20 protein-coding genes and 1 pseudogene are annotated in these 24,460 nt (G+C 46.6%); 15 read left to right on the top strand and 6 right to left on the bottom strand.

From position 1 onward, the window contains the following. Nucleotides 1-262 precede the first annotated feature (262 nt). From QF049_RS10715 to QF049_RS10665, 11 genes and pseudogenes are all read left to right on the top strand, one after another. The gene (locus QF049_RS10715; RefSeq protein ID WP_307537271.1) at nucleotides 263-2,695 is read left to right on the top strand and encodes a glycogen/starch/alpha-glucan phosphorylase; all 2,433 of its coding nucleotides are present in this window, start codon (nucleotides 263-265) and stop codon (nucleotides 2,693-2,695) included. A gap of 264 nt (nucleotides 2,696-2,959) precedes the next feature. Beyond that, nucleotides 2,960-3,829, top strand: coding sequence for an effector binding domain-containing protein (locus QF049_RS10710; protein ID WP_307537269.1), 870 nt, complete (start codon nucleotides 2,960-2,962; stop codon nucleotides 3,827-3,829). Nucleotides 3,830-3,871: 42 nt separating this feature from the next. Then, nucleotides 3,872-4,351, top strand: a complete 480-nt coding sequence (locus QF049_RS10705) for a VanZ family protein (protein ID WP_307537267.1) — start codon at nucleotides 3,872-3,874, stop codon at nucleotides 4,349-4,351. 287 nt (nucleotides 4,352-4,638) lie between these two features. After that, nucleotides 4,639-6,351 carry a glycoside hydrolase family 13 protein gene (locus QF049_RS10700; protein ID WP_373428227.1) on the top strand — a complete coding sequence of 571 codons (1,713 nt, stop codon included), beginning with the start codon at nucleotides 4,639-4,641 and terminating at the stop codon, nucleotides 6,349-6,351. Nucleotides 6,352-6,448: 97 nt separating this feature from the next. Then, the gene (locus QF049_RS10695) at nucleotides 6,449-7,141 is read left to right on the top strand and encodes a metal-dependent hydrolase (RefSeq protein WP_124114258.1); all 693 of its coding nucleotides are present in this window, start codon (nucleotides 6,449-6,451) and stop codon (nucleotides 7,139-7,141) included. Between the two features lie 238 nt (nucleotides 7,142-7,379). Then, a complete protein-coding gene (gene dctA, locus QF049_RS10690; RefSeq protein ID WP_307537263.1) occupies nucleotides 7,380-8,735 on the top strand; it encodes a C4-dicarboxylate transporter DctA in 1,356 nt (451 codons plus the stop codon). Nucleotides 8,736-9,109: 374 nt separating this feature from the next. After that, nucleotides 9,110-10,832 (top strand): annotated as a pseudogene (gene treC / locus QF049_RS10685) (alpha,alpha-phosphotrehalase). 28 nt (nucleotides 10,833-10,860) lie between these two features. Then, nucleotides 10,861-12,879 carry a PTS system trehalose-specific EIIBC component gene (treP, locus tag QF049_RS10680; protein ID WP_307537261.1) on the top strand — a complete coding sequence of 673 codons (2,019 nt, stop codon included), beginning with the start codon at nucleotides 10,861-10,863 and terminating at the stop codon, nucleotides 12,877-12,879. A 226-nt stretch (nucleotides 12,880-13,105) separates the two neighbouring features. Continuing rightward, nucleotides 13,106-13,954: a chemotaxis protein gene (locus tag QF049_RS10675; RefSeq protein ID WP_091016899.1), complete on the top strand. Its 849-nt coding sequence runs from the start codon at nucleotides 13,106-13,108 to the stop codon at nucleotides 13,952-13,954. Between the two features lie 103 nt (nucleotides 13,955-14,057). Further along, nucleotides 14,058-14,324 (top strand): YkgJ family cysteine cluster protein, encoded by a 267-nt coding sequence (locus QF049_RS10670; RefSeq protein ID WP_307537258.1) that lies wholly within the window; start codon nucleotides 14,058-14,060, stop codon nucleotides 14,322-14,324. A 73-nt stretch (nucleotides 14,325-14,397) separates the two neighbouring features. After that, nucleotides 14,398-14,601: a hypothetical protein gene (locus tag QF049_RS10665; RefSeq protein ID WP_307537256.1), complete on the top strand. Its 204-nt coding sequence runs from the start codon at nucleotides 14,398-14,400 to the stop codon at nucleotides 14,599-14,601. Here QF049_RS10665 and QF049_RS31370 read toward each other — a convergent pair. The 3 genes from QF049_RS31370 to QF049_RS10655 form a co-directional block, all read right to left on the bottom strand. After that, entirely contained in the window at nucleotides 14,596-14,988 is a 393-nt protein-coding gene (locus QF049_RS31370) for an AbrB family transcriptional regulator (protein ID WP_373428340.1), read from the bottom strand. The two genes, QF049_RS10665 and QF049_RS31370, sit on opposite strands and share 6 nt — an antisense overlap. 61 nt (nucleotides 14,989-15,049) lie before the next feature. Then, nucleotides 15,050-16,360, bottom strand: coding sequence for an MFS transporter (locus tag QF049_RS10660; RefSeq protein WP_307537254.1), 1,311 nt, complete (start codon nucleotides 16,358-16,360; stop codon nucleotides 15,050-15,052). Nucleotides 16,361-16,437: 77 nt separating this feature from the next. Then, on the bottom strand, nucleotides 16,438-17,142 hold the full coding sequence (locus tag QF049_RS10655) for an O-methyltransferase (protein WP_307537253.1): 705 nt from the start codon (nucleotides 17,140-17,142) through the stop codon (nucleotides 16,438-16,440). Between the two features lie 138 nt (nucleotides 17,143-17,280). On the opposite strand from QF049_RS10655, the gene QF049_RS10650 reads away from it, so the two are divergent. Then, nucleotides 17,281-18,177, top strand: a complete 897-nt coding sequence (locus tag QF049_RS10650) for a LysR family transcriptional regulator (RefSeq protein WP_307537250.1) — start codon at nucleotides 17,281-17,283, stop codon at nucleotides 18,175-18,177. 112 nt (nucleotides 18,178-18,289) lie between these two features. Here QF049_RS10650 and QF049_RS10645 read toward each other — a convergent pair whose 3' ends face one another. Together QF049_RS10645 and QF049_RS10640 are read right to left on the bottom strand one after the other, a co-directional pair. Further along, complete coding sequence (locus tag QF049_RS10645) at nucleotides 18,290-19,006, bottom strand: YoaK family protein (protein WP_307537248.1); 717 nt, start codon at nucleotides 19,004-19,006, stop codon at nucleotides 18,290-18,292. 85 nt (nucleotides 19,007-19,091) lie between these two features. Continuing rightward, the gene (locus QF049_RS10640) at nucleotides 19,092-19,970 is read right to left on the bottom strand and encodes an alpha/beta hydrolase family protein (RefSeq protein WP_307537246.1); all 879 of its coding nucleotides are present in this window, start codon (nucleotides 19,968-19,970) and stop codon (nucleotides 19,092-19,094) included. A gap of 244 nt (nucleotides 19,971-20,214) precedes the next feature. On the opposite strand from QF049_RS10640, the gene QF049_RS10635 reads away from it, so the two are divergent. Next, complete coding sequence (locus tag QF049_RS10635) at nucleotides 20,215-20,958, top strand: GTP pyrophosphokinase (protein WP_124114270.1); 744 nt, start codon at nucleotides 20,215-20,217, stop codon at nucleotides 20,956-20,958. A 6-nt stretch (nucleotides 20,959-20,964) separates the two neighbouring features. Further along, on the top strand, nucleotides 20,965-22,200 hold the full coding sequence (locus QF049_RS10630; RefSeq protein ID WP_307537243.1) for a multidrug effflux MFS transporter: 1,236 nt from the start codon (nucleotides 20,965-20,967) through the stop codon (nucleotides 22,198-22,200). A 137-nt stretch (nucleotides 22,201-22,337) separates the two neighbouring features. Here QF049_RS10630 and QF049_RS10625 read toward each other — a convergent pair whose 3' ends face one another. Then, complete coding sequence (locus tag QF049_RS10625) at nucleotides 22,338-22,982, bottom strand: hypothetical protein (protein WP_307537241.1); 645 nt, start codon at nucleotides 22,980-22,982, stop codon at nucleotides 22,338-22,340. Nucleotides 22,983-23,433: 451 nt separating this feature from the next. Between QF049_RS10625 and QF049_RS10620 the strand changes: the two genes are divergently transcribed. Then, nucleotides 23,434-24,426, top strand: a complete 993-nt coding sequence (locus QF049_RS10620) for an iron-hydroxamate ABC transporter substrate-binding protein (protein WP_307537239.1) — start codon at nucleotides 23,434-23,436, stop codon at nucleotides 24,424-24,426. Nucleotides 24,427-24,460: the final 34 nt, after the last annotated feature.

Here is a 24,460-nt window from a genome sequence, read left to right as displayed (position 1 = left end):
ACACTTTCGACGCATGAATTGCATTACAAAAGTTCTCAGCAACATGCAAACGTAGTGGAGGGGACGAAATCGATTCTGAAGAAGCGTAGCGCTCGCCTTTATCACTGTATTTTCACATCTAATTAATAAATTCAAGAAAATACAGGGGTAACAGCGATCATAAGAACGATTCGTAACCGGAACGGCCACTTTGCAGAGTGCTGAGCAACTGAGTGTTTGAACCGCCACCATCCTGCAGGATTTCCCCGGGAGGAACCTACTTTTGTTTGACAACAAGGAAACGTTCAAGAGTATATTTACACGGAATCTGGTCAGCAAATTGGGCAAACCGATTGAAGAAGCAACACAGGAAGACGTGTACCACGTACTGGGAAGCATGATTCGTGAATATGCAGGCCAGGATTGGGCAGCGTCGAATCAGGGGTTCAAGCAGCGCCAGGATAAACAGGTCTATTACTTCTCGCTGGAATTCCTGATTGGACGTCTGCTCGGCAACAATCTGCTGAATGTAAATGAATTGGAATTGGTCCGCGACAGTCTGGCTGATCTGGGTTTTTCCTTGGAAGAGGTGGAAGAACAGGAGGCGGATGCAGGACTCGGTAACGGAGGTCTGGGACGACTCGCTGCCTGTTTCCTGGATTCACTCGCATCCCTCCGATATGCAGGACATGGTTGTGGGATTCGATATAAATACGGTTTGTTTGAACAAAAAATCATCAATGGTAATCAGGTAGAGTTACCCGACAATTGGCTGGATAAGGGCAATGAATGGGAAGTTCGCCGTCCAGACAAAAAGGTGGAAGTACAGTTCTGGGGCCGGGTAGAAGCTCATGAGCAGGATGGAGAATATCAGTTTGTTACAAAAGATGCCGAATCGGTTGTCGCCATTCCCTATGACGTGCCTGTCATCGGTTATGGTCAAACCCATGTGAATACATTGCGTCTCTGGAGTGCCGAGCCAAAGCGCGAGACTTCACTCGACACCCCTTCGAACTATTACGGTTATCTGGATTATAGCCGATCGGTTGAATCGATCTCTGAGTTTCTATATCCGGACGACTCCCAGTATGAAGGAAAGCTGCTGCGATTGAAGCAGCAGTACTTCATGTGTTCAGCAGGTGTACAGAGCGCCTTGCGTACGTTCAACAAGCTGGAGCTACCATATGATCGTTTACCTGATAAAGTGGCCTTCCACATTAATGACACGCATCCAACCTTGGTTATTCCAGAACTGATGCGCATCCTGATTGATGTGAAGGGGTATGGCTGGGATGAAGCATGGGATATTACAACCCGTACTGTATCGTATACCAATCATACAACGCTTAGTGAGGCGCTTGAGAAGTGGCCTGTATCCATGATCAGCAGGCTGCTGCCACGAATCTACATGATTATTGAAGAGATCAACAAACGCTTCTGTGGCATGCTGTTGGAGCGGTATCCGGGAGATCAGGATCGCATAGGGCATCTGGCGATTGTTGCAAACGACCAGGTACGGATGGCGCATTTGGCGATTGTAGGCAGTCATAGCGTGAATGGTGTTGCTGCTTTGCATACCGAGATTTTGAAAGAGCGCGAGATGGCTCCGTTCTATGAACTTTATCCAGAGCGTTTCAATAATAAAACCAATGGTATCACCCATCGCCGCTGGTTGATGCATGCCAACCCAAAACTTTCGGATCTGATTACGGATACAATCGGTAACGATTGGATAACAGAGCCAGGCAAGCTGGACCTGTTGGCTGGCTTTGCGGATAATACATCATTCCAGGAGCAGTTCCGTTCAATTAAGCGGGATAACAAGGAGCGGCTTGCTGCGTATATTCTGGACCATACCGGGACAGCAGTGAATCCGGATTCCATCTTTGATGTACAGGTGAAGAGGCTGCACGGGTACAAACGTCAACTGTTGAACATTCTGCATGTTATGCATCTGTATAACCGGCTTAAGAATGATGCTTCGTTTGATATGGTGCCACGTACGTTCATCTTTGGTGCCAAGGCAGCGCCGAGTTATTATTTTGCCAAGAAAATTATTAAGCTGATCAACACCGTGGCTGACACAGTGAATCGGGATGCGGCCGTGAATGACCGCTTGAAGGTATTTTTCCTCGAAAATTATTCCGTCTCTCTCGCAGAGAAGATCATTCCCGCTGCGGATGTTAGTGAACAGATCTCAACCGCAGGTAAGGAAGCTTCCGGTACGGGCAACATGAAGTTTATGATGAACGGTGCTTTAACGATTGGCACGATGGATGGAGCCAACGTGGAGATGGCGGAGCAGGTTGGGGAAGAAAATATGTTCATCTACGGTCTGCGTGCAGACGAAGTGCTTGAGTATTATCGTTCGGGCAGCTATCGTCCGAATGAGATTGTGCATCACGATGAACGCATTCGCGAGGTTGTGGAGCAATTAGTGCATCCAGGTGCATTCTGTTATCGTGACGGGGAGTTCTGGGATATTTATGACTCCTTGCTGGCCCATGGTGACGAATACTTTGTATTGCGTGATTTTGCTGCTTATGCTGACGCGCATGCTGCGATTGACCAGGCGTATCGGGATATTCCGGGCTGGACCCGGAAAGCGATATTAAACACGGCTCATTCCGGCATATTCTCCAGTGATCGTACCATTAGTGAGTATGCGACAGATATCTGGGGTATTCACCCCGTGTCCGGGAACTGGAAAGGTTAAGAATAGATTGTTAAACAAACAAGTCCCCTTGTTCACAAGAGCCATCTCTACTGGTAAATTAACCAGCGTAGAGAGTATCTCCTTGTAGAACAAGGGGATTTTGGCATAGAGTGTATCATAGTGTCATTCAGGATGAAGAGAACCGCAACTCGCGTATCTTTCATCATACAAGTTCGCACACAAAATCAAAAAAAAGATCGGGATCTCAGTCATACTACATAAGAAATCGTTTGATATTTTGAATTAGATAGGGGAGCCGTCACTATGGATCATTACACACGAATTCAGCTTGCTATTGAGTATTTGGAGCAGCATTTGCAAGATGATTTTAATATCAGAGAGACGTCCGCTGCTGCGAACTTTTCGGCGTTTCATTTTCAGCGTTTATTCCAGGCGATCACCGGATTTACGGTACTTGAATATGTGCGCAGACGAAGATTAACGGAAGCTGCAGGGATGCTGCGGGGCACATCGGAAGGCATATTGGACATTGCGATGAGCTTTGGCTATCAATCCCAGGAGGCCTTCACCCGTGCATTTTCAACCTACTTTGGAATGACACCCGCGAAGCTGCGTAAGCTGGAAGCGGAGCAGTTGTCTCTTTTGAAGATGCAACAGAGCATTGATTTTAATGATTATCGAACTTCACTTGGTGGAACATTCCACATGAACACACCCCGTCTGGTCACATTGGCACCGAACTGGATCATCGGCTATGAATATAAGACCAACCTGAATGACAATCAGCATTATGCTGAAATACCCGGATTTTATCACGATTTTGGCATGGAACAGAGATTCATGGCGATCCCGGAGAGGACACGCCCTGATATGGCTTACGGTGTGGCCTGTCATTTTGAAGAGGATGGAGCATTTTCTTTTATTGTGGGTGAAGAAAGCAGTGGAGCATCACAAGTAATTGAACCCGGTTTTACTTCGATTGAAATTCCTGGCGGCTTGTATGCAGAGTTCACCGTGGAAGGCTCCGGGCAGGATATTCGTAAAATGATCTATGGCAGCTGGCTGCCGCAGTCCAACTATGAACGGAGGGAAGGACCAGACTTTGAAGTGACGGATGTCTGGAAATCGACCCCTGAACAACTGGACATGAAGATCTATATCCCGTTAAAATAGACCTTACCGCATCGCGGAAATCAAGGTCGGAGGACAGGATGAATGAGCGAAAAGTCGTGGCTCCACTCCAAGTGGATGCTGACCATTGTTGCTTGCATGGCAGTGCTGTACCTACTGATTATGGGCATTTTACTGTTTGTCAGTGGACGAACACCTAGCATGTATTATCAATATAATCTCGTACCCTTCGAGACGATTCGTCCACTTCTTATGGAGAGGGAGAGGTACAATACAGATACCTGGGTCAAAAACCTGTTTGGCAATATCGTATTGTTCATTCCGCTAGGTATCTGGATTCCATGGTTGTTTCGGAGGTGTCGTTTGTTCCTGACATTTACATCTACAGTTGTTTTGCTTCTGCTGGGTGTTGAGGTCACACAATTGATTACACGTGTAGGTTCGTTTGATGTGGATGACATTATTCTGAACACGATCGGTGCCTGGATTGGATACGCCGGATTTAAGTTAGTCTTATGTTCACAAAAAAGGACTCGGAATCGAACCGCAGATCGCGGTCCATGACCGGGTCTTTTTGCATAAGAACCCTTTCAAATGTTTACAAGGGAATCATTTCGGATAAAACATATTAACGGCTTAATATAGTGAACAGAGATTATATATAAATTGAACTAAACATTTACACGAAACGGAGAGGACAGAAATAACCTGAAGAAGCAATCAGCGTTCGCCTTTATACCCGGATTTTCCCCTTATAAGGGGAATTCATAAAATCTGGGGATAACAGCGGTCGGAAGGTTATTCTGTCATCGGAGTATCCAGTGTAAATATGCTTTAGTTCAATTTATATATTGGATAAAGATGAGAGCGAGGTGGGCGACATCGTTTGGTGGAAAGAGAGTGTGGTATACCAGATTTACCCGAGCAGCTTTAAAGATTCGGACGGAGATGGATATGGCGACTTGCAGGGAATCTATGAGAAGCTCGATTATTTGGAGAATTTAGGCGTAGATGTGATCTGGATCTGTCCCATTTATGATTCACCAGGACATGATAACGGATATGATATCCGGGATTACTACGGCATTTTACGCAAGTATGGCACGATGGAGGATTTTGATCGATTATTGGCAGAGGCCCACAAGCGTGGTCTCAAGATCATGATGGACCTGGTGCTGAATCATACGTCAGATGAACATGCTTGGTTTGCTGAATCACGTTCATCAAAGATGAATCCGAAACGGGATTATTATATTTGGCGTTCAGGTAAGAATGGGCAGGTGCCGAATAATTGGGAGTCCTATTTTGGGGGTTCGGTGTGGAAGCATGATCCCGAGACAAATGAATATTATCTGCATCTGTATTCGGAACAGCAACCCGATCTCAACTGGAACAATGCACAGATGGCAGAAGAGATGTATGAAATGGTGCATTGGTGGCTGGAAAAAGGGGTCGACGGATTCCGTTTCGATGCAGTAGCGCATATCGCCAAGGCAGAGGGTCTGCCAAGTGCCCACAATCCGGATAATCTGCCGGTGGTTCCAGCGTATCAGCTCTTTTCCAACTTGGAACAGGTACATTCCATCCTGAAGAAACTGAATAACATGATCCTCAAACCTTATGGACCCATGACAGTTGGCGAGACTTCAGGACTTGGGCCTGAGCAGGCCTTGGCTTATGTGGGGACGGATCGTGATGAGCTTAATATGGTATTCCAGTTCGAGCATATGTTCATTGATGCCAAATCTTCCGGAATTGGTAAATGGAACTATAAGGAATGGAAATTGACAGATCTCAAAGAAATCATGAGCCGGTGGCAAACGGTTTTGCATGGTAGAGGCTGGAACGCCAATTATATGGGCAACCATGATCAGCCACGTCCGGTTTCCCGTTTTGGTGATGATGGTAAATATCGGGTGCGTTCTGCTCAGATGCTGGCAACATGGATGCTTACACTCGAAGGGACCCCCTACATCTATCAGGGAGAAGAGATCGGCATGACCAATGTCGCTTTCCCGGATATCGAACAATACCGGGACATCGAGACGAAAAATTATTACAATCATTACATTGGTCAAGGTAAGTCGAAGCATGAAGTCATGCAGGCGATCTGGCTGAAGAGTCGCGATAATGCCCGCACGCCGATGCAATGGGATGAGACGGAACACGCAGGGTTTACCCAGGGGCAGCCGTGGATTCAGGTGAATGATAATTATCCTGAGATTAATGTGGCTGATGCCGAGAGTGATCCGCAATCCATTTTGCATTATTACCGTAAGCTAATTGCGCTTCGCAAACAGCATAAAGTGCTCATCTATGGTGCGTATGAACTGCTGCTGCCGGATGATCCGGAGATCTATGCCTATACCCGAACGCTGGAAGATGAACAGATGCTGGTCATTCTGAATTTCCGTGGGCATGAACCTGAGATGCACTGGCCGGAAGGCTGGACTTCCGAGCATGCCAAGCTGATCATCAGCAATGTAAGCAGACGTTATTCTACCGATGAAGGTGCGATTCAGCTTCAGCCGTATGAAGCAAGGGTATATCGTAAACAGCGGTGAGACGGGGGCTAGCGTAATTTTGCGTTGGTGAAGAGCTATGATTTATAATAAATAGTGGTTTCAAAATAATCAAAACATATGTCGGGAGGAATCCAAGTTGTTGAATATTACGTTCCACGGTCACTCCAGTGTACAGCTGGGCACAGAAGAAAAGTCTCTGATCATTGATCCCTTCCTGCGTGGCAACGAGCTTGCCGTCACGAAGCCTGAAGATATTAAGACCGATGTTGTGTTGCTGACACATGCACATATGGATCACATCCTCGATGCTGAGCCTATTGCCAAAGCGAATAACGCCAAAGTTGTGGCTATTGTGGAATTGGCTACATATATGTCCTGGAAAGGTCTGGATACACTCGGCATGAACATGGGCGGAACGGTAGATCTTGATTTTGCTCAAGCCAAAATGATTCAGGCGTTCCATACTTCCGGGATTGTGCTCGAAGAAGAACAACGGATCATGTATGCAGGGTTGCCTGCTGGATATATCATTAATATTGGTGGTAAAACGATTTTGCATGCCGGAGACACAAGTCTCTTCGGGGATATGAAAATGATCGGTGATCGTCATGATATCGATGTTGCCTTCTTGCCGATTGGTGGACATTTCACCATGGGACCTGAGGATGCACTGCAAGCGGCCGAATGGTTTAATGCCAAACTGACGATTCCGGTTCATTATGATACGTTCCCGGTGATTCGTCAGGATGCGGAACACTTCGTGCAACAACTGGCTGCAAGAGGGTTGGAAGGACGTGTGCTGGCCCCGGGAGAATCTATTACCCTGTGATGCACATTTAACCCCTGTTCAATAAAAAATGGATTTATGGATAAAGACGAATATCACGTCAAGATAACTGACGTGGTATTCGTTTTTTTTCAGTTCCAGGTTCAATTTTCACCGATAGAGTTGGTACAAATGACAAAAACATTGAAATTCCATTGTTGAACTCCCTTTTAGAATGATATAAAAAGTTACACGGAAACCAAACGGAAATCCGAATTGACCGCAAACAGGGGGAGCGTTCATGTCATTTATGAAATCATTATTTTTTCAAATTATTGTAGCGGTAATCATCGGGATTGGCGTTGGCATTCTGTGGCCGGATCTGGGTAGCTTGCTGCAACCGCTCGGAACAGGTTTCATCAAATTGATCAAGATGATCATCGCACCACTGATTTTCATGGTGATTGTAACAGGCATTGCCAAAATCGGTGATCTGAAGTCGGTAGGTCGCATCGGGCTGAAAGCCATCGTGTGGTTCGAGATTGCAACTACAGTGGCGCTGGTACTTGGATTGGGAACAGCCAATCTGCTTCGCCCCGGTGCCGGAATGAACGTGGACCCTTCAACCATAGACGCAAGCGGCATTGAAGCGAAAACCAATGGTTCCGAGTTACCGCATACGGTAGACTTTATCATGAATATTATTCCGACAAGTGTTGTAGATGCCTTTGCACAAAATGCACTTCTGCAAGTATTGCTCGTGGCATGCCTGTTCGGGGTTGCACTGGCAGCAACCGAGAGTAAGGCAAAAGAGAATGTACTGACGCTGATTGAGAACTTGCTCGGCATTGTGTTCCGTATCATCGGTTATATCATGAAACTCGCGCCGATTGGTGCATTTGGGGCCATGGCCTACACAGTAGGTGCCTATGGGGCTTCCACATTGTCGTCCTTTGGTCTGTTGATTCTGGCCTGTTACGGCGCAGCACTGTTGTTTCTCATCATGTTGGCACTCGCTGCCTGGTGGATCACCGGGCTGAATTTCCTGCAATTTGTGAAGTATACCCGTGCTGAAGTTATGTTGGCGATTGGAACAGGATCATCGGAAGTGGTGATGCCACGCATGATGGACAAACTAACCAAGGCGGGATGTGATCGTGCGGTTGTGGGTCTTGTGGTGCCGACGGGGTACTCGTTCAATCTGGATGGCGCTTCAATCTATTTATCATTGGCAACGGTATTTGTTGCTCAAGCCGTAGGGATTGAATTGACCTTGATGCAGCAGATTACGATTCTGCTGGTGCTAATGTTAAGCTCCAAAGGCATGGCAGGAGTACCTGGCTCCGCATTCTTGGCCCTGTCTGCAACGGCAGTGGCTGTCAATGCTTTTCCGGTAGCAGCGGTTGCTCTGCTGCTTGGTGCAGATCGATTCATGGATACAATGCGTGTATTCACCAACCTGATGGGCAACTGTGTCGCAGCATTTGTGGTGGCAAAATGGGAAGGTCTGCTGGATCAGAAGCGAATGCGTGCCGTACTCTCTGGTGAGATCAGTGTTGCTGAACTGGAAAGGGAAGAGCAAGCTGCACTATCTTTATTGAAGTTGAATATGCAGGGAAAACAAGAGAAAGCCGTAGTTTCACCGGAGATGTCGTAGGAGGCGTGGCTCCGCTGTGGTGATTAAGTCAAGACAACAACTTTATAATAACAATTCATTACAACAGTGAAAAACAGTAGAATACATTTAAAAAGTTCAACCAAGTTCAACCAAATTAGACCGTCTGTTGCCCGCACCAATGGTGGGAAGAACAGACGGTTTCTTGTTGTCTCAATACAGATATCATTGGGTTCACGAACGCTGATTCCAAAATAAATGTTACAGAGGAAAGGTTTATGGGGAATGTGTAGAAGAGGCGAAGAATATACATATTATAGTTTCAACTTGTATATACATGTTTACTTATGTAATATAGATATGAAGTTAGCCGAGAACATCACATAAGAGCATTACAATTTATTGGAGGCGTTAACATGAGTTCTAACAATACAACTCCGTCATCTTGGTGGAAGACATCAACGGTGTATCAGGTATATCCGAAGAGTTTTAATGACACAACCGGATCGGGTACCGGAGATATTCGTGGATTAACCGAGAAGCTTGATTATTTACAGCATCTGGGTATCGATATTGTGTGGTTGCAGCCGGTATATGTATCCCCGCAACATGATAATGGATATGACGTAGCAGACTATTACCGGATTAACCCGGATTATGGGACGATGGAGGATTTTGACGAACTGTTGAAAGGTCTGAAGGCTCGTGATATGAAACTGATGATTGATATCGTGGTGAATCACTCCTCGACCGATCATGAGTGGTTCCAGCAATCCCGCTCTTCCAAGGATAATCCGTATCGGGATTATTATATTTGGAAAGATCCTGCCCCGGATGGCGGTGTGCCGAACAACTGGCAATCCAAGTTCGGTGGACCTGCTTGGCAGTTCGATGAACAGACGGGACAATATTTCCTGACTTTATTTGATAAAACGCAGGCAGATCTGAATTGGGAGAATGAAGAAGTACGCAAAGCTGTACGGGATATGATCAAGTTCTGGGCCGAAAAAGGTGTGGATGGTTTCCGTATGGACGTGATTAACCTGATCTCCAAAGATCAGCGTTTCCCTGATGATGATGGCAGCGTGTCACCGGGTGATGGACGCAAATACTACACGGATGGACCGCGTGTGCATGAGTACATCACCGAGATGTACGATGAAGTATTCGGGCCTTACAACATGGTGACTGTAGGGGAAATGTCTTCCACAACACTGGAACATTGTATCCAATATTCGAACCCGGCTTCCCGGGAGTTTTCAATGACGTTTAACTTCCATCACCTGAAAGTGGATTATCCGAATGGTCAGAAGTGGGAACTGATGCCGTATGATTTTGAAGCGATGAAACAGCTCTTCAGTGAGTGGCAGACAGGCATGCAGGCCGGTGGAGGTTGGAACGCGCTGTTCCTTAATAACCATGATCAGCCGCGGGCACTATCCCGATTCGCCGATGATGATGACTATCGTACCGAGAGTGCCAAGATGCTCGCGACAACGATACACGGAATGCAAGGTACGCCTTATGTGTACCAGGGTGAAGAGATCGGCATGCCGAATCCGGTCTGGAATGACGTTAGCGAGTTCCGCGATATCGAATCGACGAACATGTACCGCTTGCTTCAGGAAGAACGAGGGAAATCAGCGGAGGAAGCGTTCGAAATCGTGAAGGAGCGTTCCCGGGACAACTCCCGCACACCGATGCAGTGGAATGGAAGTAAGAACGCCGGATTTACTACCGGAACACCTTGGCTGAAGGTGGATGAGCGGTATCCTTCGATTCACGTGGAACAGCAGCTGGCTGATCCAGATTCGATCTACTACCACTACCGCAAATTGATTGCCCTGCGTAAACAGGTAAACGTGCTGATCGACGGTCTGTATGAACGATTGGACGATGCACACCCGGATGTATTCGCGTATGCACGGACCAATGGAAGTGAAACCCTGATTGTTGTATCCAACTTCAGTAAACGGGACGTCACGTTCTCGCTGCCGGAAAGCGGTCTGGAATGATCACATTGCAGGCAAATCAGCAGAGTTACTCATAGGAAATACGGAGGCAGCCCCTGCGCTGACGCAGGAAATCTCTCTCAGTCCGTATGCATCCTATATGTGGCTTGTGCCACAACAGGACTAATCACATTTTATAAATAGGAAGTGACACTATGGCAATTGATAAAAAACAGGTTGAGGAGATCGTCCGGGCAGTCGGTGGCAAAGAGAATATTGAAGCTGCTACACACTGTGTTACACGACTCCGCTTTGCCTTGTACGATGAGAGTAAAGTGGATACTGAAAGTCTGGATCAGAATGATCTGGTTAAAGGACAGTTCTCTTCCCAGGGACAATTCCAGGTCGTTATTGGGCCTGGTCTGGTGGATAAGGTCTATGATGAGATGATTCAGATTACCGGGGGAGATCGTTCTTCCAAGGATGATGTGAAGGCGGTCGCTGGTAAAAAGCAAAATCCAATTCAGCGAGCGATTAAAACACTCTCGGATATTTTCATTCCAATCTTGCCAGCGATCATCACGGCAGGTCTTTTGCTCGGGATTAACAACATTCTGACAGGTCCAGGCATTTTCTTTGATGGAAAATCACTGGTGGATGTTTATCCAGCCTGGAAGGATCTTGCGTCCATTATTAATACGATCGCAAGTACAGCCTTCACATTCCTGCCGGCTCTAATTGGTTGGGCAGCTGTAAAAAGGTTCGGCGGCAGTCCGCTGCTCGGGATCGTGCTTGGTCTCATTCTGGTACATCCCGATCTGCTGAGTGCATATGGTTACGCTGATGCCGTGAATAATGGCACGGTGCCAACATGGAATTTGTTTGGTTGGGAGATTGAGAAGATCGGTTATCAAGGGCAGGTTCTGCCGGTACTGGTATCGGCCTATCTGCTTGCGAAGATGGAAATTTTCCTGAATAAAAGGGTACATGATTCGATCAAACTGCTGGTCGTTGCACCAGTTACATTGCTGATTACCGGATTCCTGGCATTTACGATTATTGGACCGGTCACATTTGCTATTGCAAATGCAATCACATCCGGCTTGATCTATGTATACGATTCATACGCGGCGCTGGGTGGTCTGATCTACGGTGGTCTGTACGCTTTGCTCGTTATCACCGGTATGCATCACACGTTCCTAGCGGTGGATGTTCAGCTCATTGGTAGTCAGGGCGGTACGTTCCTGTGGCCGATGCTGGCATTGTCCAATATCGCACAGGGTTCGGCGGCACTTGCGATGATGCTTGTCCTGCGTGAGAAGAAAATGAGAGGACTTGCAGCGACGTCCTCGGTGTCGGCCTTCCTCGGGGTAACTGAGCCGGCGATCTTCGGAGTGAATATCCGTTACCGTTATCCGTTTATCTTTGGTATGGTCGGTTCCGCGATTGGTGGTGTGTTGCTGACGATGAATAATGTTCAGGCAACCTCCATCGGTGTAGGTGGCGTACCGGGATTCCTGTCGATTTTCCCTAACAAATGGGGCGTCTTCTTCATCGGTATGGCGATTGTTCTGGTTGTACCATTTGTACTGACCGTCCTTTTTGGCAGAGCCAAACTGAGAAAAGAAGATCGTAATGAAAGTAATGAAACCGTTGCTGAGCCTAAAGCGGCTACATCGCAGTCTGCTTCGGGTGTTACCTCTTCAACTGCAAAAACAGATCCAAACCAGCGCACACGTAGTGCAGCTCAAGTAGGGGACGAAGCAGTGAATACACTGGAAATCATGGCGCCATTAACCGGCCAGGCCGTGTCACTGGAGCAAGTACCTGATCCGGCTTTTGCCGAGAAACAGATGGGTGAAGGTGTAGCGATTGAACCTTCCGGCAACCTGGTTGTTGCCCCGTTTGATGCTCAGGTAGCTCATGTGATCAAAAGTAAACATGCGGTGATTCTTGAACACGCAAGTGGATTACAAGTTCTGATTCATGTCGGGATTAATACAGTATCCCTCAAGGGTGAAGGCTTCAACATGCATGTGGAAGCTGGCGAGCATGTAAAGGCTGGACAAAAACTGTTGGAGTTTGATCGTAAGGTCATTGAAGATGCGGGTTACCCGCTGATTACACCGATTATCATTCCAGATGGTCAAGATATGGTTGAACGGGTGGAAGTCACCACAGGTGATGTTACATCTAATCAAAATGGTGTGTTGAAGGTTCATCTGAAAGGTTAATTGAATACAACAACAAGAAGGGGCTGCATGATACGCAGCTCCTTTTTTGCTGTATGATCGTTATTTTCATGACGATCATGGTAAACTGTATATAAAATGGAAGAATCACATTTTTAAAATAATGGTCACTGGAAGGTATCGTTTGACAAAGCAAGCTTCAGGCATGTTCGAGTCGTGGCGTTCATATGGTGGAGAAAGAGATCCTAGATCGATGAGGAGGAGAGCCATGACACGTATTGCGGTGATGGTCATTCATGGGCTGGGTATGCGGAAGGATGGGTACGCGGACAAGCTGATTGCTTGTTTGCATAAGGAATTGGACAAGGTGATGGTCTTGCCTGGAGCCTCCAAACAGATGGTGGATATCGAACCTGTATATTGGGCGGATGTATTTGAGGAGCGGGAAGAGGCACTCTTTCAACAGCTCGTCAGCTCTCCGGGATTGAACTTTCAGGCGTTGCGCCGATTTGTCATCCATTACCTGGCTGATGCGGTTGCTTATCAACCTGTGGAAAATCAAGGCCATAATTATGATGCCGTACATCGAACGTTGAATCAGGCGATGCATACCCTTGCACAGCGTAATGGACCGGAAGCTCCGCTCTGCGTGGTTGCCCATAGTTTGGGTGCCGTAATCGCCAGTAACTTCTTCTACGATCTGCAATATCCGTCCAGTCGTGTTCCTGAAGTTGTGGATGTGAACTCGGCTTTGGAGCGGGGTGACACCCTGACCAATTTTTACTCGTTTGGTACAACCCTGCCCTTATGGAGTTTGCGTTACCATGACTTTAGTTGCCCAATTCAGGTGCCCTCTTCCCATGTGAATCACTATTATGCCGGGCTGGAAGGGGAATGGGTGAACTTCTACGATCGGGATGATATTCTGGGTTATCCATTACGCCCCATTGATCCCGCTTATGAGAAAGCGGTCAAAGAAGATATTGAAGTGAACTCTGGCGGCGTGGCGATGAGTTGGAATCCGCTAAGTCATGGGGGGTATTTTTCCAATCGAAGTATGAATCGGAGAATGGCTCAGGGGCTCGCTCGAACCTGGACCTGGATAAATCGTTCATAATATAAGAGGTTCTAGCTTCATCCCATCTTCTTGGTACTGAAAACCGGTCTTTTTGAACATGTATTGTAAGTACTATAAGTATTAAAATTAGGAGGGAATATGTATGGAATGCAGGACAGGCTGTGCCGCATGTTGTATCGCGATTTCCATATCATCACCGATACCGGGCATGGCTCATGGCAAGCCGGCAGGTGTACGTTGTGTGCAGCTTACGGATGATAATCGCTGCGGAATTTTTGGCCAAAAGGATCGTCCTGCGGTATGCAGTGGATTGCAAGCTGAGGAAGAGATGTGTGGTAGCACCGATCAGGAAGCATTTGATATTCTAACCTGGTTGGAGCAAGAAACTGCACCGAAGGAATATGAGTAGGTTGTTTTCATGAATTGGGATAATTATACTTAATATGGAAGAAGGTTGATCAGAGAGAGGAGACGCGAATACAATGGGGCTTGTTAAACGTTTTGTATTGGTTGTTGTGAATATGATCGGAGAGTTATGGATGGGATTTTATCGACGTAACTCGGATTATTATGACCATCAGACTTCGGAGTCCAAAAGTAAGATTGGCTATTATGCATTCATTATTGGGGCAACAGTGGTTACGGTGGTCATTGTAGGCTGGATGTACAACCGAATTTATTCATAAGTAGTTATTATGCTTAAAATTGAATGAGGCCAAATGCTGAAGATGAGTGTGTACAAATAAAAGAGAGTATCCGCAGGATGTGACATCAAATGGATACTCTCTTTGGCATGGGATCAGACTGAATATGATCATACTCATCACGTTTAAGAGGGAGGTTGGCAGATTGGGCGTGTGCATTGCTGTACTTAATTGAACAACACACATGACAATCATGGGATCCAGCATAAAGGCCGTCGGAAATCGGAGTTTGCGTCTAACCCATGTACCCGTTACACAGAGCGGAGCATAGAGAAGAATCTTGGGGAAAAGGGCACCCCACGTTGCTACTTCAAGAGATTCAGGTATGCATTCAGGTTTAATGAAGGATTCATGTTCATGCGTGATCACTCCTGATGATGGGATACGTTGCGTTATCTGCGGAATAACCAGGCTGCTACTGTTCAACTCATTAAGATCCTGCAAGAGCCGTAGCGGAAGGTTTGGGTTCTCTGAACATTACAAAGTACATCAGTGATGAAATAACGTATAGACAGCCTGTGATGCTGAAAGTGATCGCATAACCCCAATACGTTCCGTACGTGGTGACCAGATAGGATTGAACGGGTCCCATGGTCGCCCATCCAATCATGAACGAGGTCTGCATAAGTGAATTGGCAATGCCGCGGCGTTTGTCCGAGATCCGATCCACCAGTATCGCTGAATGAATGGGATTGGCTGCGTTCATCAATGCTTGTCTGAATAAGAAACTGAGCGAAGCGATGAACAACAGATTGGTGAAGCCTGTTAATAGAAGGAAGGGCAGCGACATGACCTGGAAAATGACAACGGCTCTTACGCTTCCGACCTTTGCCGCCAGGGTAGGACCAATCAGCATGGATACAATTGTCATAATCTGACCAAGTGCAATCAGTAAGCTCATGCCGCTCAGAGAAACCGAGAACCGATTGGTGAAATACAGATTCAGATACGGTACAACCAGTCCGGAACCTAATCCAATTAACAACTGAGTCACTATAAACTGACCAATCAGTCGGGAATCTTTTTTCTTCGTGATCGAATCGTCCGTGCTTGACGTATTCGTTGAACTTTCTTTTAGATCCGCATTGGATTGAAGAACGGGTTGCCCCGGAATTGTTGTCTGCGGAGCGGCCTTGCCTTCGGTTACAAATAACAGTGGAATAAATGCAGCCAGTGTTGCTGCACCCCCGACAAATAAAACCGTCTGCAATCCGGTCACTTTGGCGAGTCCTGCCGTATGTAACAAATCTGCGAATACACCGCCGCCCAGGCTACCAAGCACCTGGGAAGCGAGCACAAGGGATGAATAATAACTGAACATCTTCAGCCGCTGGCTTTTCTTGACGTTTTCCGCCAGATAAGGAATGGCCAGTACTTGGAATACCCCAGCGAAAAGGCCAGAAAATACCGCGAACCAAATCAGTCCTGTAGCCGAATAATCGAAGGAGCGTCCGATTAGAAAGATTCCGCTGAATAACGCCCCGGTAATGAGTAATCGCTTGCGGCTGAACAGATCACCGCATAGACCGATAGGAACAAACATAATGGCTGTTGCGAGTGATTGAATACTTACAATCTGGCCGTTCATTGTATCATTATAGCCCAGCCCCTGAATATACAGATTGTACAAGACAGAGAACATGCCATTTCCGATCTGATACAGAATGCTAGCTAGGAAAAACAGTTGAATATTGCGGGACCAGCCGCGAATTTCATCATGAATATGTTGTAAAACTCTCAAGTGGTTCCCCCCAGTCTGCCTGTGCAGTGATTCCAGTTTAACAGGAAAGGGGAATTTGCGGAAGAATTGACCACTGTTTATTTTGGTTCAGAGGCATCAATCACACGAGCAATGACGAATCCATCGTAACCTTTGCTACCGACGGTTTGCAGTGCTGTAGCTTCAAGCCGAGGGTGATCCGCGATCAACTGCAGGAATAATCGAACGCCTTGAACTCTAGGGTCTGTGCTGTCTGTGCGGATCACTTCACCGTCCCTGACGATATTATCACCAATAATAAGACTCCCCGGCCGAGTCAGTCGCAGGGCCCATCTCAGATAATCGGGATTACTCGGTTTGTCAGCATCGATGAAGATCATATCAAACGGTTCCCTGTATTCTTCCTGAACATCGGGAAGGGTGGTTAGGGCAGGACCAACTCTCAGGTCTACCTTGTGCATCAGTCCTGCTCGTGTGAGATTGGCTCGGGCCAAGTCTGCATGGTGTGATTCCGATTCCAGTGAGACGATACGTCCGTGTTCAGGCAGCGCTCTTGCCATCCAGATGGTACTGTATCCACCTAATGTGCCGATTTCAAGTACACGGGATGCGCCTTGGATTTGCAGCAGGAGCTGAAGCAGCTTTCCTTGATTCGGTGTTACGTCATGTGCAGGGAGTCCAGCTTCGGCATTGCTTTGCAGTGTATGTTCCAGCAGGGAATCTGATGGAATCAGCAGATCATTCATGTAGTCGTCGACTTGAATCCAGGTATGCTGTAGGTTGGTCGTATTTATATTTTTCATCTTCACATGTTCCTTTCCTTGTTTCATGTATTGGATTTCATATTTCAACTATAGATGGAGTAGATATATAAATAAAATATATATTATGTATGTTAATATAACTTTAGATTATGTAATTGACGTGGAAGGGGTGTAAACATGAATCTGCATGGATTACGATTATTTCATGCCATTGTGAGATATGGCGGGGTCACTCGTGCCGCAGAGGAACTGAATATTAGTCAGCCTGCGGTATCTTCCCAGGTGAAGAAATTTGAACGTGAATTGGGAATCCAGCTTTTTGTTTCGGAGGGAAGAAGACTGGTGCTTACGGATGCGGGGATACAGTTAACAGGGTATGCGGAACGTCTGTTCATGCTGGAGCAGGATGTCGAGAATTTTGTGCAGGATTTTCGGGAGGGCAAGAAAGGACTGATCCGTCTTACGGCAACCTACTTGCCTTCGAATTTTCTGTTGCCTGGCTGGATTGCGCGGTTTAAGCAAATGCACGAGGATGTGGAGATTGTTGTGAGCACAACCAACACCCGGATGGCCTTTGACCAGTTGCTTCGTTATGAGGCAGAGATTGCAGTGTATGGTGGAAGTGGCATTACACATGCGGGTGTCCAATGGGATGAATTGTTTGACGATGAGATGTGGTTTGTTGTGCACCCTGACCATCCGTATGCGGGAAAAGAAATCGAGCTGCATGAGATGATGGCAGAACCGTTCATCATGCGCGAAGAAGGCAGTGCCACGCGTGAGAGACTCGTTTCCCTTTGCACTACAAATAACCTGGCCGCTCCCCGCATTGCGCTTCAGTTCAACGGGCTGAACGAAACGATTAGTGCGGTGAAGGCAGGTTATGGGGCCAACTTTATATCTTCTTTGGTTGTGAACGAAGATGTGCAGCAAGGCAGGCTGGCACGTGTGTTTGTTCGAGGTGTGCAGCTGAGAAATACGGTTGCTGTATGTACACGAGCCGGGGAGGTATTATCACCTGCTGCACAGCATCTTGTCAAGCTTTTCCGCCAAGAGGCGTCTTTGATGAAATAAATAGCGTGATTGTACTTAACTTAAAATATGTGTTCAAAAAAGCCAGTTTTCAGTACCCTAAAGCGGATATTTGCACAGCCTCTTGAAAATGAATGGGTTGCTTCTTTAACTATTAACTTTCGCTTTGTTGTGGAGTTCCCCATGCATGTAATCGGGCGTATAGGGTTACGCCGCCAATGATCAGGACAGGAATCCAGACTGCAATCATGGGCACACGGTGGAATAACAATGCGGCTGCAATGACGCCGATCAAATAGATGACAACAGCACCTGCACGAAGGTAGGAGTCTGTGGACAAGGCTTTGGCTAACGATCGGATATTGGCATGTCGCATCTTTTTGAGAATGCTTACGGTATCCTCAACCACAGCGGCCAAATTATTGGTGAGCACAGTTGTTGAGATGCCAGCAATGCCAATGCGGCGTGCCGCAGTTGTTTGCATCCCCATTGCAACGGCTAGGATGACAATTAACAGATAAGACAGTTGTTCTGAAAATGGACTAATCATGGCGATTGCGAACAGCAGGAGCAATATGCTTTCAACAGTAAATACAGCTGTGACCTTGGAGGACCAGCCATTTTTGGTCTGCACATGTCCAACCATATGTGCTGCAATGGCATTGCCGGCAATAAAACCAATGAGAGCAAGCAATGACCGAATTACAACAAATTCCTGAGCACGGGCAATGGCAATACCCAACAAAACAATATTTCCCGTCATATTGGCTGTGAGCACATGCCCCAGTCCCAGATATCCGATCAGATCCACCATTCCGGCAGACATGCAGAGAAGCAGCATGGCGTATTTTTGGAGGGTGCTTTGATTCATCCTATCCGTCCTTTCAAAAAAACGTAGCCCCTCTAGTATACAGCCATAACCCATGCTTCTTCAAAATGAATTCATAGTGCAAGATTTAAGGTGCAGCGAGCCAATCAAACATATTGTTCACTGCTGACTCATGTATTTTCTCGTGAAAATGATGATCCTGCCCGCCATAAGCGTGAAATGTGACATCCGCACCTCGGCGCTTAAGCCAGTGATACATTCGGGTTCCATGGCTATAATTCACCTGTGTATCTGATGTACCATGCATGATCAGCACCGGACAAGATAGTTTGTTCGCTTTGGATAAGGGAGAACGGGCGAGATAAGCTTCCGGAGCTGTGCGAGGGGAACCACCTAATACCCGCTTCAATGTGCGCCTCAGGTCGGTTCGCTCATGGTAAGTGCGTTCCACATCGGCGACACCGCTCCAAAGAACTAACTTATGTACTTTGTCCGGTCCCTCATTATAGGCAGTTGCGGTATGTACAGCATTAATGGCTCCACGGGAGAACCCCATTAACGATATCCGAGTTGGGTCGACAAAAGGTAAACGCTGCATCAACCGATAAGCGGCATGCACATCTTCGGCATCTCTTCCGCCATACTCGTCACGCCCCTCACCGCCTTCGTTGCCACGATAGGATGGGGCGAACACGATATAACCTTTATGTACAAATTGCTCAAGCCAAACAGTATTTACCCCGCCATAGCTGCCAAGTCCGCCGCGACAATAGATCAGCACAGGCCACTGTTCCTGTGTGTGAGCGATATCATGTATTTTTGCAGCAGGGTAATGGCTGGCGAGTGGTTGCAAATGTAGAGATGTATGTATGGAAGCGAATTCCGGAAAGGCAGAAGAGACAGAGCCGGGATGAGAAGTTTCATATGTCGTGATATCAGGTAATGAACAACCTTGTGGCAGGTATAAATAAGCTTTAACCCGAAGTGTATCGGATGAATACGTCACTTGATAGAGCAGGAAAATCAACCTCTTTCATCGGTAATAACAGGCCAAATGACAGGGATGCATCTATATGATGCTCGTAAAATAAGTTCCCATACCTTCCAGGCAGAATAGCCAGCCCGAATGTGAGAAATTCGTTTATTGGCTCCATATGATTTATAATGGTTCAGGAGGCATATGCATTGACCGCTGTCCTCATTTTTATAAAACTAATTTTAGTGTGCAGAAAGAAAGGGAGAAAGCTATGATGAACGCTCCACATCCAATTGATCAATTCAAGAAATTCAAATATGAAATTACCAGATTTATGATGATCTATAAATTTGCTCTGGATCAAATGGAGACCAAGATTGAAGTCCTGAAGGAAGAATTCCAGTCTTTGCATGATTACAGTCCAATTGAGCATACAAAGTCCAGACTGAAATCACCTGAGAGCATTATGAACAAAATGTTCCGCAAGAATCATGAGTTAACGTTTGAGAGCATCAAGCAAAATATCAAGGATATCGCCGGGGTACGGATTACATGTTCCTTTATCTCGGATATCTATCGCATTAAGGATATGCTGTGCAACCAGAGTGATCTGCGTGTACTGGAGGTCAAAGACTACATCGAGAATCCGAAGCCAAACGGCTACCAAAGCCTTCACCTTCTGGTGGAAGTGCCTGTGTACATGTCCAATGGTGAGGAACGAGCATGTGTGGAGATCCAGATCCGTACAATCGCGATGGATTTCTGGGCAAGTCTGGAGCATAAGATTTTTTATAAATACAATAAGGATGTTCCCGAGCATTTGACCAAGGAACTGAAAAGTGCGGCAGACTCCGCAAATGCACTGGATCAACAGATGGAACGACTTCACCGTGAAATTCAGGAGATCAAAGATGCCGAGAACGAGCGGGATGAAGAAGAACTGCGCCGTATTATTATTAACAATCAACAGTTCACACTGCCTTCCAATCTGCTCAAGCTGCTGGGTAGCGGGGAGTAGTATTTGATGAAAAGTACAACAGCTTCATTGAACACAAACTCCACATCTCGTGTACGGATGGCTTTAATTCTGGGGACATTGTCGGCCTTCGGGCCGTTGTCCCTGGATATGTATTTACCCGCATTGCCCACGCTGGCTGATGAGTTTGGTTCATCTACTTCGTATGCTCAACTCAGTCTGACGGCGTGTATGATTGGACTTGCGGTTGGACAGTTGCTTGCCGGACCTCTAAGTGATGTACGTGGTCGGCGAACACCGCTCATTGCAGGGCTTGTGCTCTATACTATCGCCTCCATACTTTGCCTGGTCAGCCCTACGATGGGCTCTTTTGTTGTGCTGCGGTTTATTCAAGGTGTAGCTGGAGCGGCAGGGATTGTCATCTCGCGCGCTATCGTCAGAGACGTATATTCGGGCCCGGAACTGACACGGTTCTTCTCTCTGTTAATGCTGATTAACGGCGTAGCCCCGATTGCTGCACCAATCATTGGTGGACAATTGTTGACGTATACGTCGTGGCGCGGCGTATTTATTTTGCTCAGCCTCATCGGAATACTGACACTGTTGGCTGTTATTTTCGGCCTTGGAGAGACATTACCTTCCAATCGCAGATCAAGCGGGGGATTGAAGCAGACCCTGATTACGTTTCGTCAAATCGCTGGCGATCGTCAGTTTATGGGTTATGCGTTGACCCAAGGTTTCGTAGCGGCTGGCATGTTTGCCTACATATCCGGTTCACCGTTTGTACTTCAGAAAATATATGGGGTATCCCCGCAAATGTTTAGTATTTGCTTTGCCATAAACGGGCTTGGGATTATTCTGGCCAGTCAGTTTGCCGGCAGACTTGCAGGTAAGGTATCTGAAATCCGGCTGTTAATCGCGGGTCTACTAATCGCGGCGCTCGGAGGAAGTGCACTGCTCATCGCCATTCTGGCTGGAGGTAATCTAACATCTGTACTAATTCCGTTATTTCTGGTGGTATCCAGTGTTGGGTTGGTCAATACCGCATCCTTCGCCTTGGCGATGGCCAATCAGGAGAAGTCGGCAGGCAGTGCGTCTGCGCTTATTGGTGTGATAACGTTCCTGTTCGGTGGTATTGTCGCTCCCCTCGTAGGTCTCGGGGGAGAAGGAACAGCTGTGCCAATGGGAATCGTTATTGCGTGTGCTGATCTCGGTGCCTTGGTGATTTACTTCCTAATGGTCAGTAAAGGCAGGAAGCGCCAGAACGATCAAGTGTTGAGTTAAATGTACTGATTCTGCACACCTTGCGTTTATGGAGTCTTAATAGTATAAAGATACATCTGGATAAAAGAACGAACAAGAGCCTCACTTGGTAGGAATCATGCTTCCAAGTGGGGCTCTTGCTGTAGGTAAGGACAGGTTTAACAGAGCGCAAACAAAATCTGTGTATTGGACAGTATACCTGGCGTGAGGAATGGATAAAAGTACCCCACCACAAAACCAAACAGATTAATGGCAGGCCACATCAGGTAGACATCATTGTATGTGAAGACAAGGGACCATCGGTTGTAGCAAAAGTTGGGCAGCGCACGTTCTTCGTTATCTCGTGGTGCCGCTGAACCAGTCTGTGCAAATTGCACCGCTTGAGTGAGGCTTTGCGGTTGTTGCTGGAGGAAGAGCGGAAGCAGACCCGGGCTGCTTTTGATCAGGTTATACAGAAAAAGCATTTCTGCCGGAGGCTGACCTACCGGACGAGGATAGGCACTAAGCAGGGTGGGCAGATTGCCTTGAGTCAGCTGCGCAGGTACGCCCGGTGCTATACCCGGGATTGTACCTGGAATGCCTCCAGGGATATATGGACCGGGTCCTCCACCTGGAATGTATGGAGGATAGGAGCCCTGACCGCCAGGTATACCAGGAAACGTCGGACCACCCGGTGTACCGCCACCTCCTGGGAACAGTGGAGGCAATTGAAAGGAACGGTCTTCTCCATAACTTAGATAAGGGTTATATTCGTAATACATGTACAGAACATCCTTCCTGTCGTCGTATTCTGCATTCAGCATATGGCGGCATCCGCCTATATGTGAGTGCCGCCAAGAAGATTTTATATGATCTATATAGTTGAACTAATCATTTACACAAAACGGAGAGAATAGAAAAAACTGAAAAGCGAAGCTAAAAGCTTTCTGCAAGAAAGCTGCATCGGAAGCATACGCTTCGCCTTTATCCCCGGATTTTCCCTTAGAAAAAAGGGAATCGAAAAAAATCTGGGGATAACAGCGATTGGAAGGTTGTTCTATCAACGTAGTGTCAGTGTAAATAATTCTTAGTTCAACTTTATAGCGCAGAGCAAAATCGAATTGACAACTGGACTGATAACAATTATCATTGTCAATGGAATCGGACAAGTGTACATACGGATATTATATGTATCAATAATAGTATCATTTTTTGAACGTAGATATCTGTCACAATAACGAGGACTACGTTTCCATATTGAAAGGGGATAATAAATTGTTTAAGAAAAATAGAAAGATGATCATATTTCTGATTACGGTGATGGTCATGTCCATCTGGTTGGCAGCGTGTGGAGCGAAGCCGGCAGAGAACGGAGCAGCAGGAGAGAACGATACAGCAACGGAGACAGAGACGCAAACAGAAGCCCTGACAGAACGCACATTGACAGATGCAATGGGACACAAAGTAACCATCCCGGCTAATCCGGAGCGTGTCATCGCGTCTTATCTGGAAGACAATTTGGTAACACTAGGTGTTAAGCCAGTTGCCCAGTGGTCGGTAGCCAACGGAATCCAGGAATATCTGCAAAAAGATCTGAATGGTATCCCAACGATTGCTTTTGATCTGCCTTTTGAAGCGGTAACAAGTTTTAACCCGGATCTGATTATTATTGGTTCTGAAAGTGTGGTTGAAGGAGAAAAATACGAACAGTATAGTAAAATTGCACCTACTTATGTACTTGGCGATGAGATCAATAGCGACTGGCGTAAAACGTTACTGAAAATCGGTGAGATTTTGAATAAGAGTGATGAAGCGCAAAAAGCGCTGGATGATTACGAAGTTAAAGCTACAGAAATCAAGGAAAAGATCAACAACGTTACAGGTGGAACAAAATCAGCAGCGGCCATTTGGTTGGTTAGCGGCAAGTTCTTTATTGTAAGTGACAACGTATCAAGTGGAGAAGTAATGTACAAAGAACTTGGACTTCTAGAGCCTGAAGTTGTAAAAGAAATCTCTGCCAATGCAACAGGTAACTGGTCTTCCATCTCTATGGAGAAGCTGGCGGAAATGGATGTAGACTACTTGTTCTTTGTTAATAGTGATGCAGGTACTGGAGCAGAAGCACTGAAAGATCCAGTGTGGCAAAGTATCCCGGCTGTGAAAAATGGAAATTTGTTTGAATTCACCCGGTCCAGCAGCTGGTTGTACAGCGGAGTTCAAGCGAACCTTCAAATTATGGAAGACATTCAGAACAGCATTGTTAAATAAGAAATGTCGATATGAAAAAGCATGTTTCTACTTC

Origin of the sequence: Paenibacillus sp. W4I10, from assembly GCF_030816325.1 — a bacterium.
In the GTDB taxonomy this organism is placed as follows: Bacteria; Bacillota; Bacilli; order Paenibacillales; family Paenibacillaceae; genus Paenibacillus; species Paenibacillus amylolyticus_B.
Note: the sequence above shows the minus strand (reverse complement) of the source record. Positions and strands in the feature narration are given on the sequence as shown.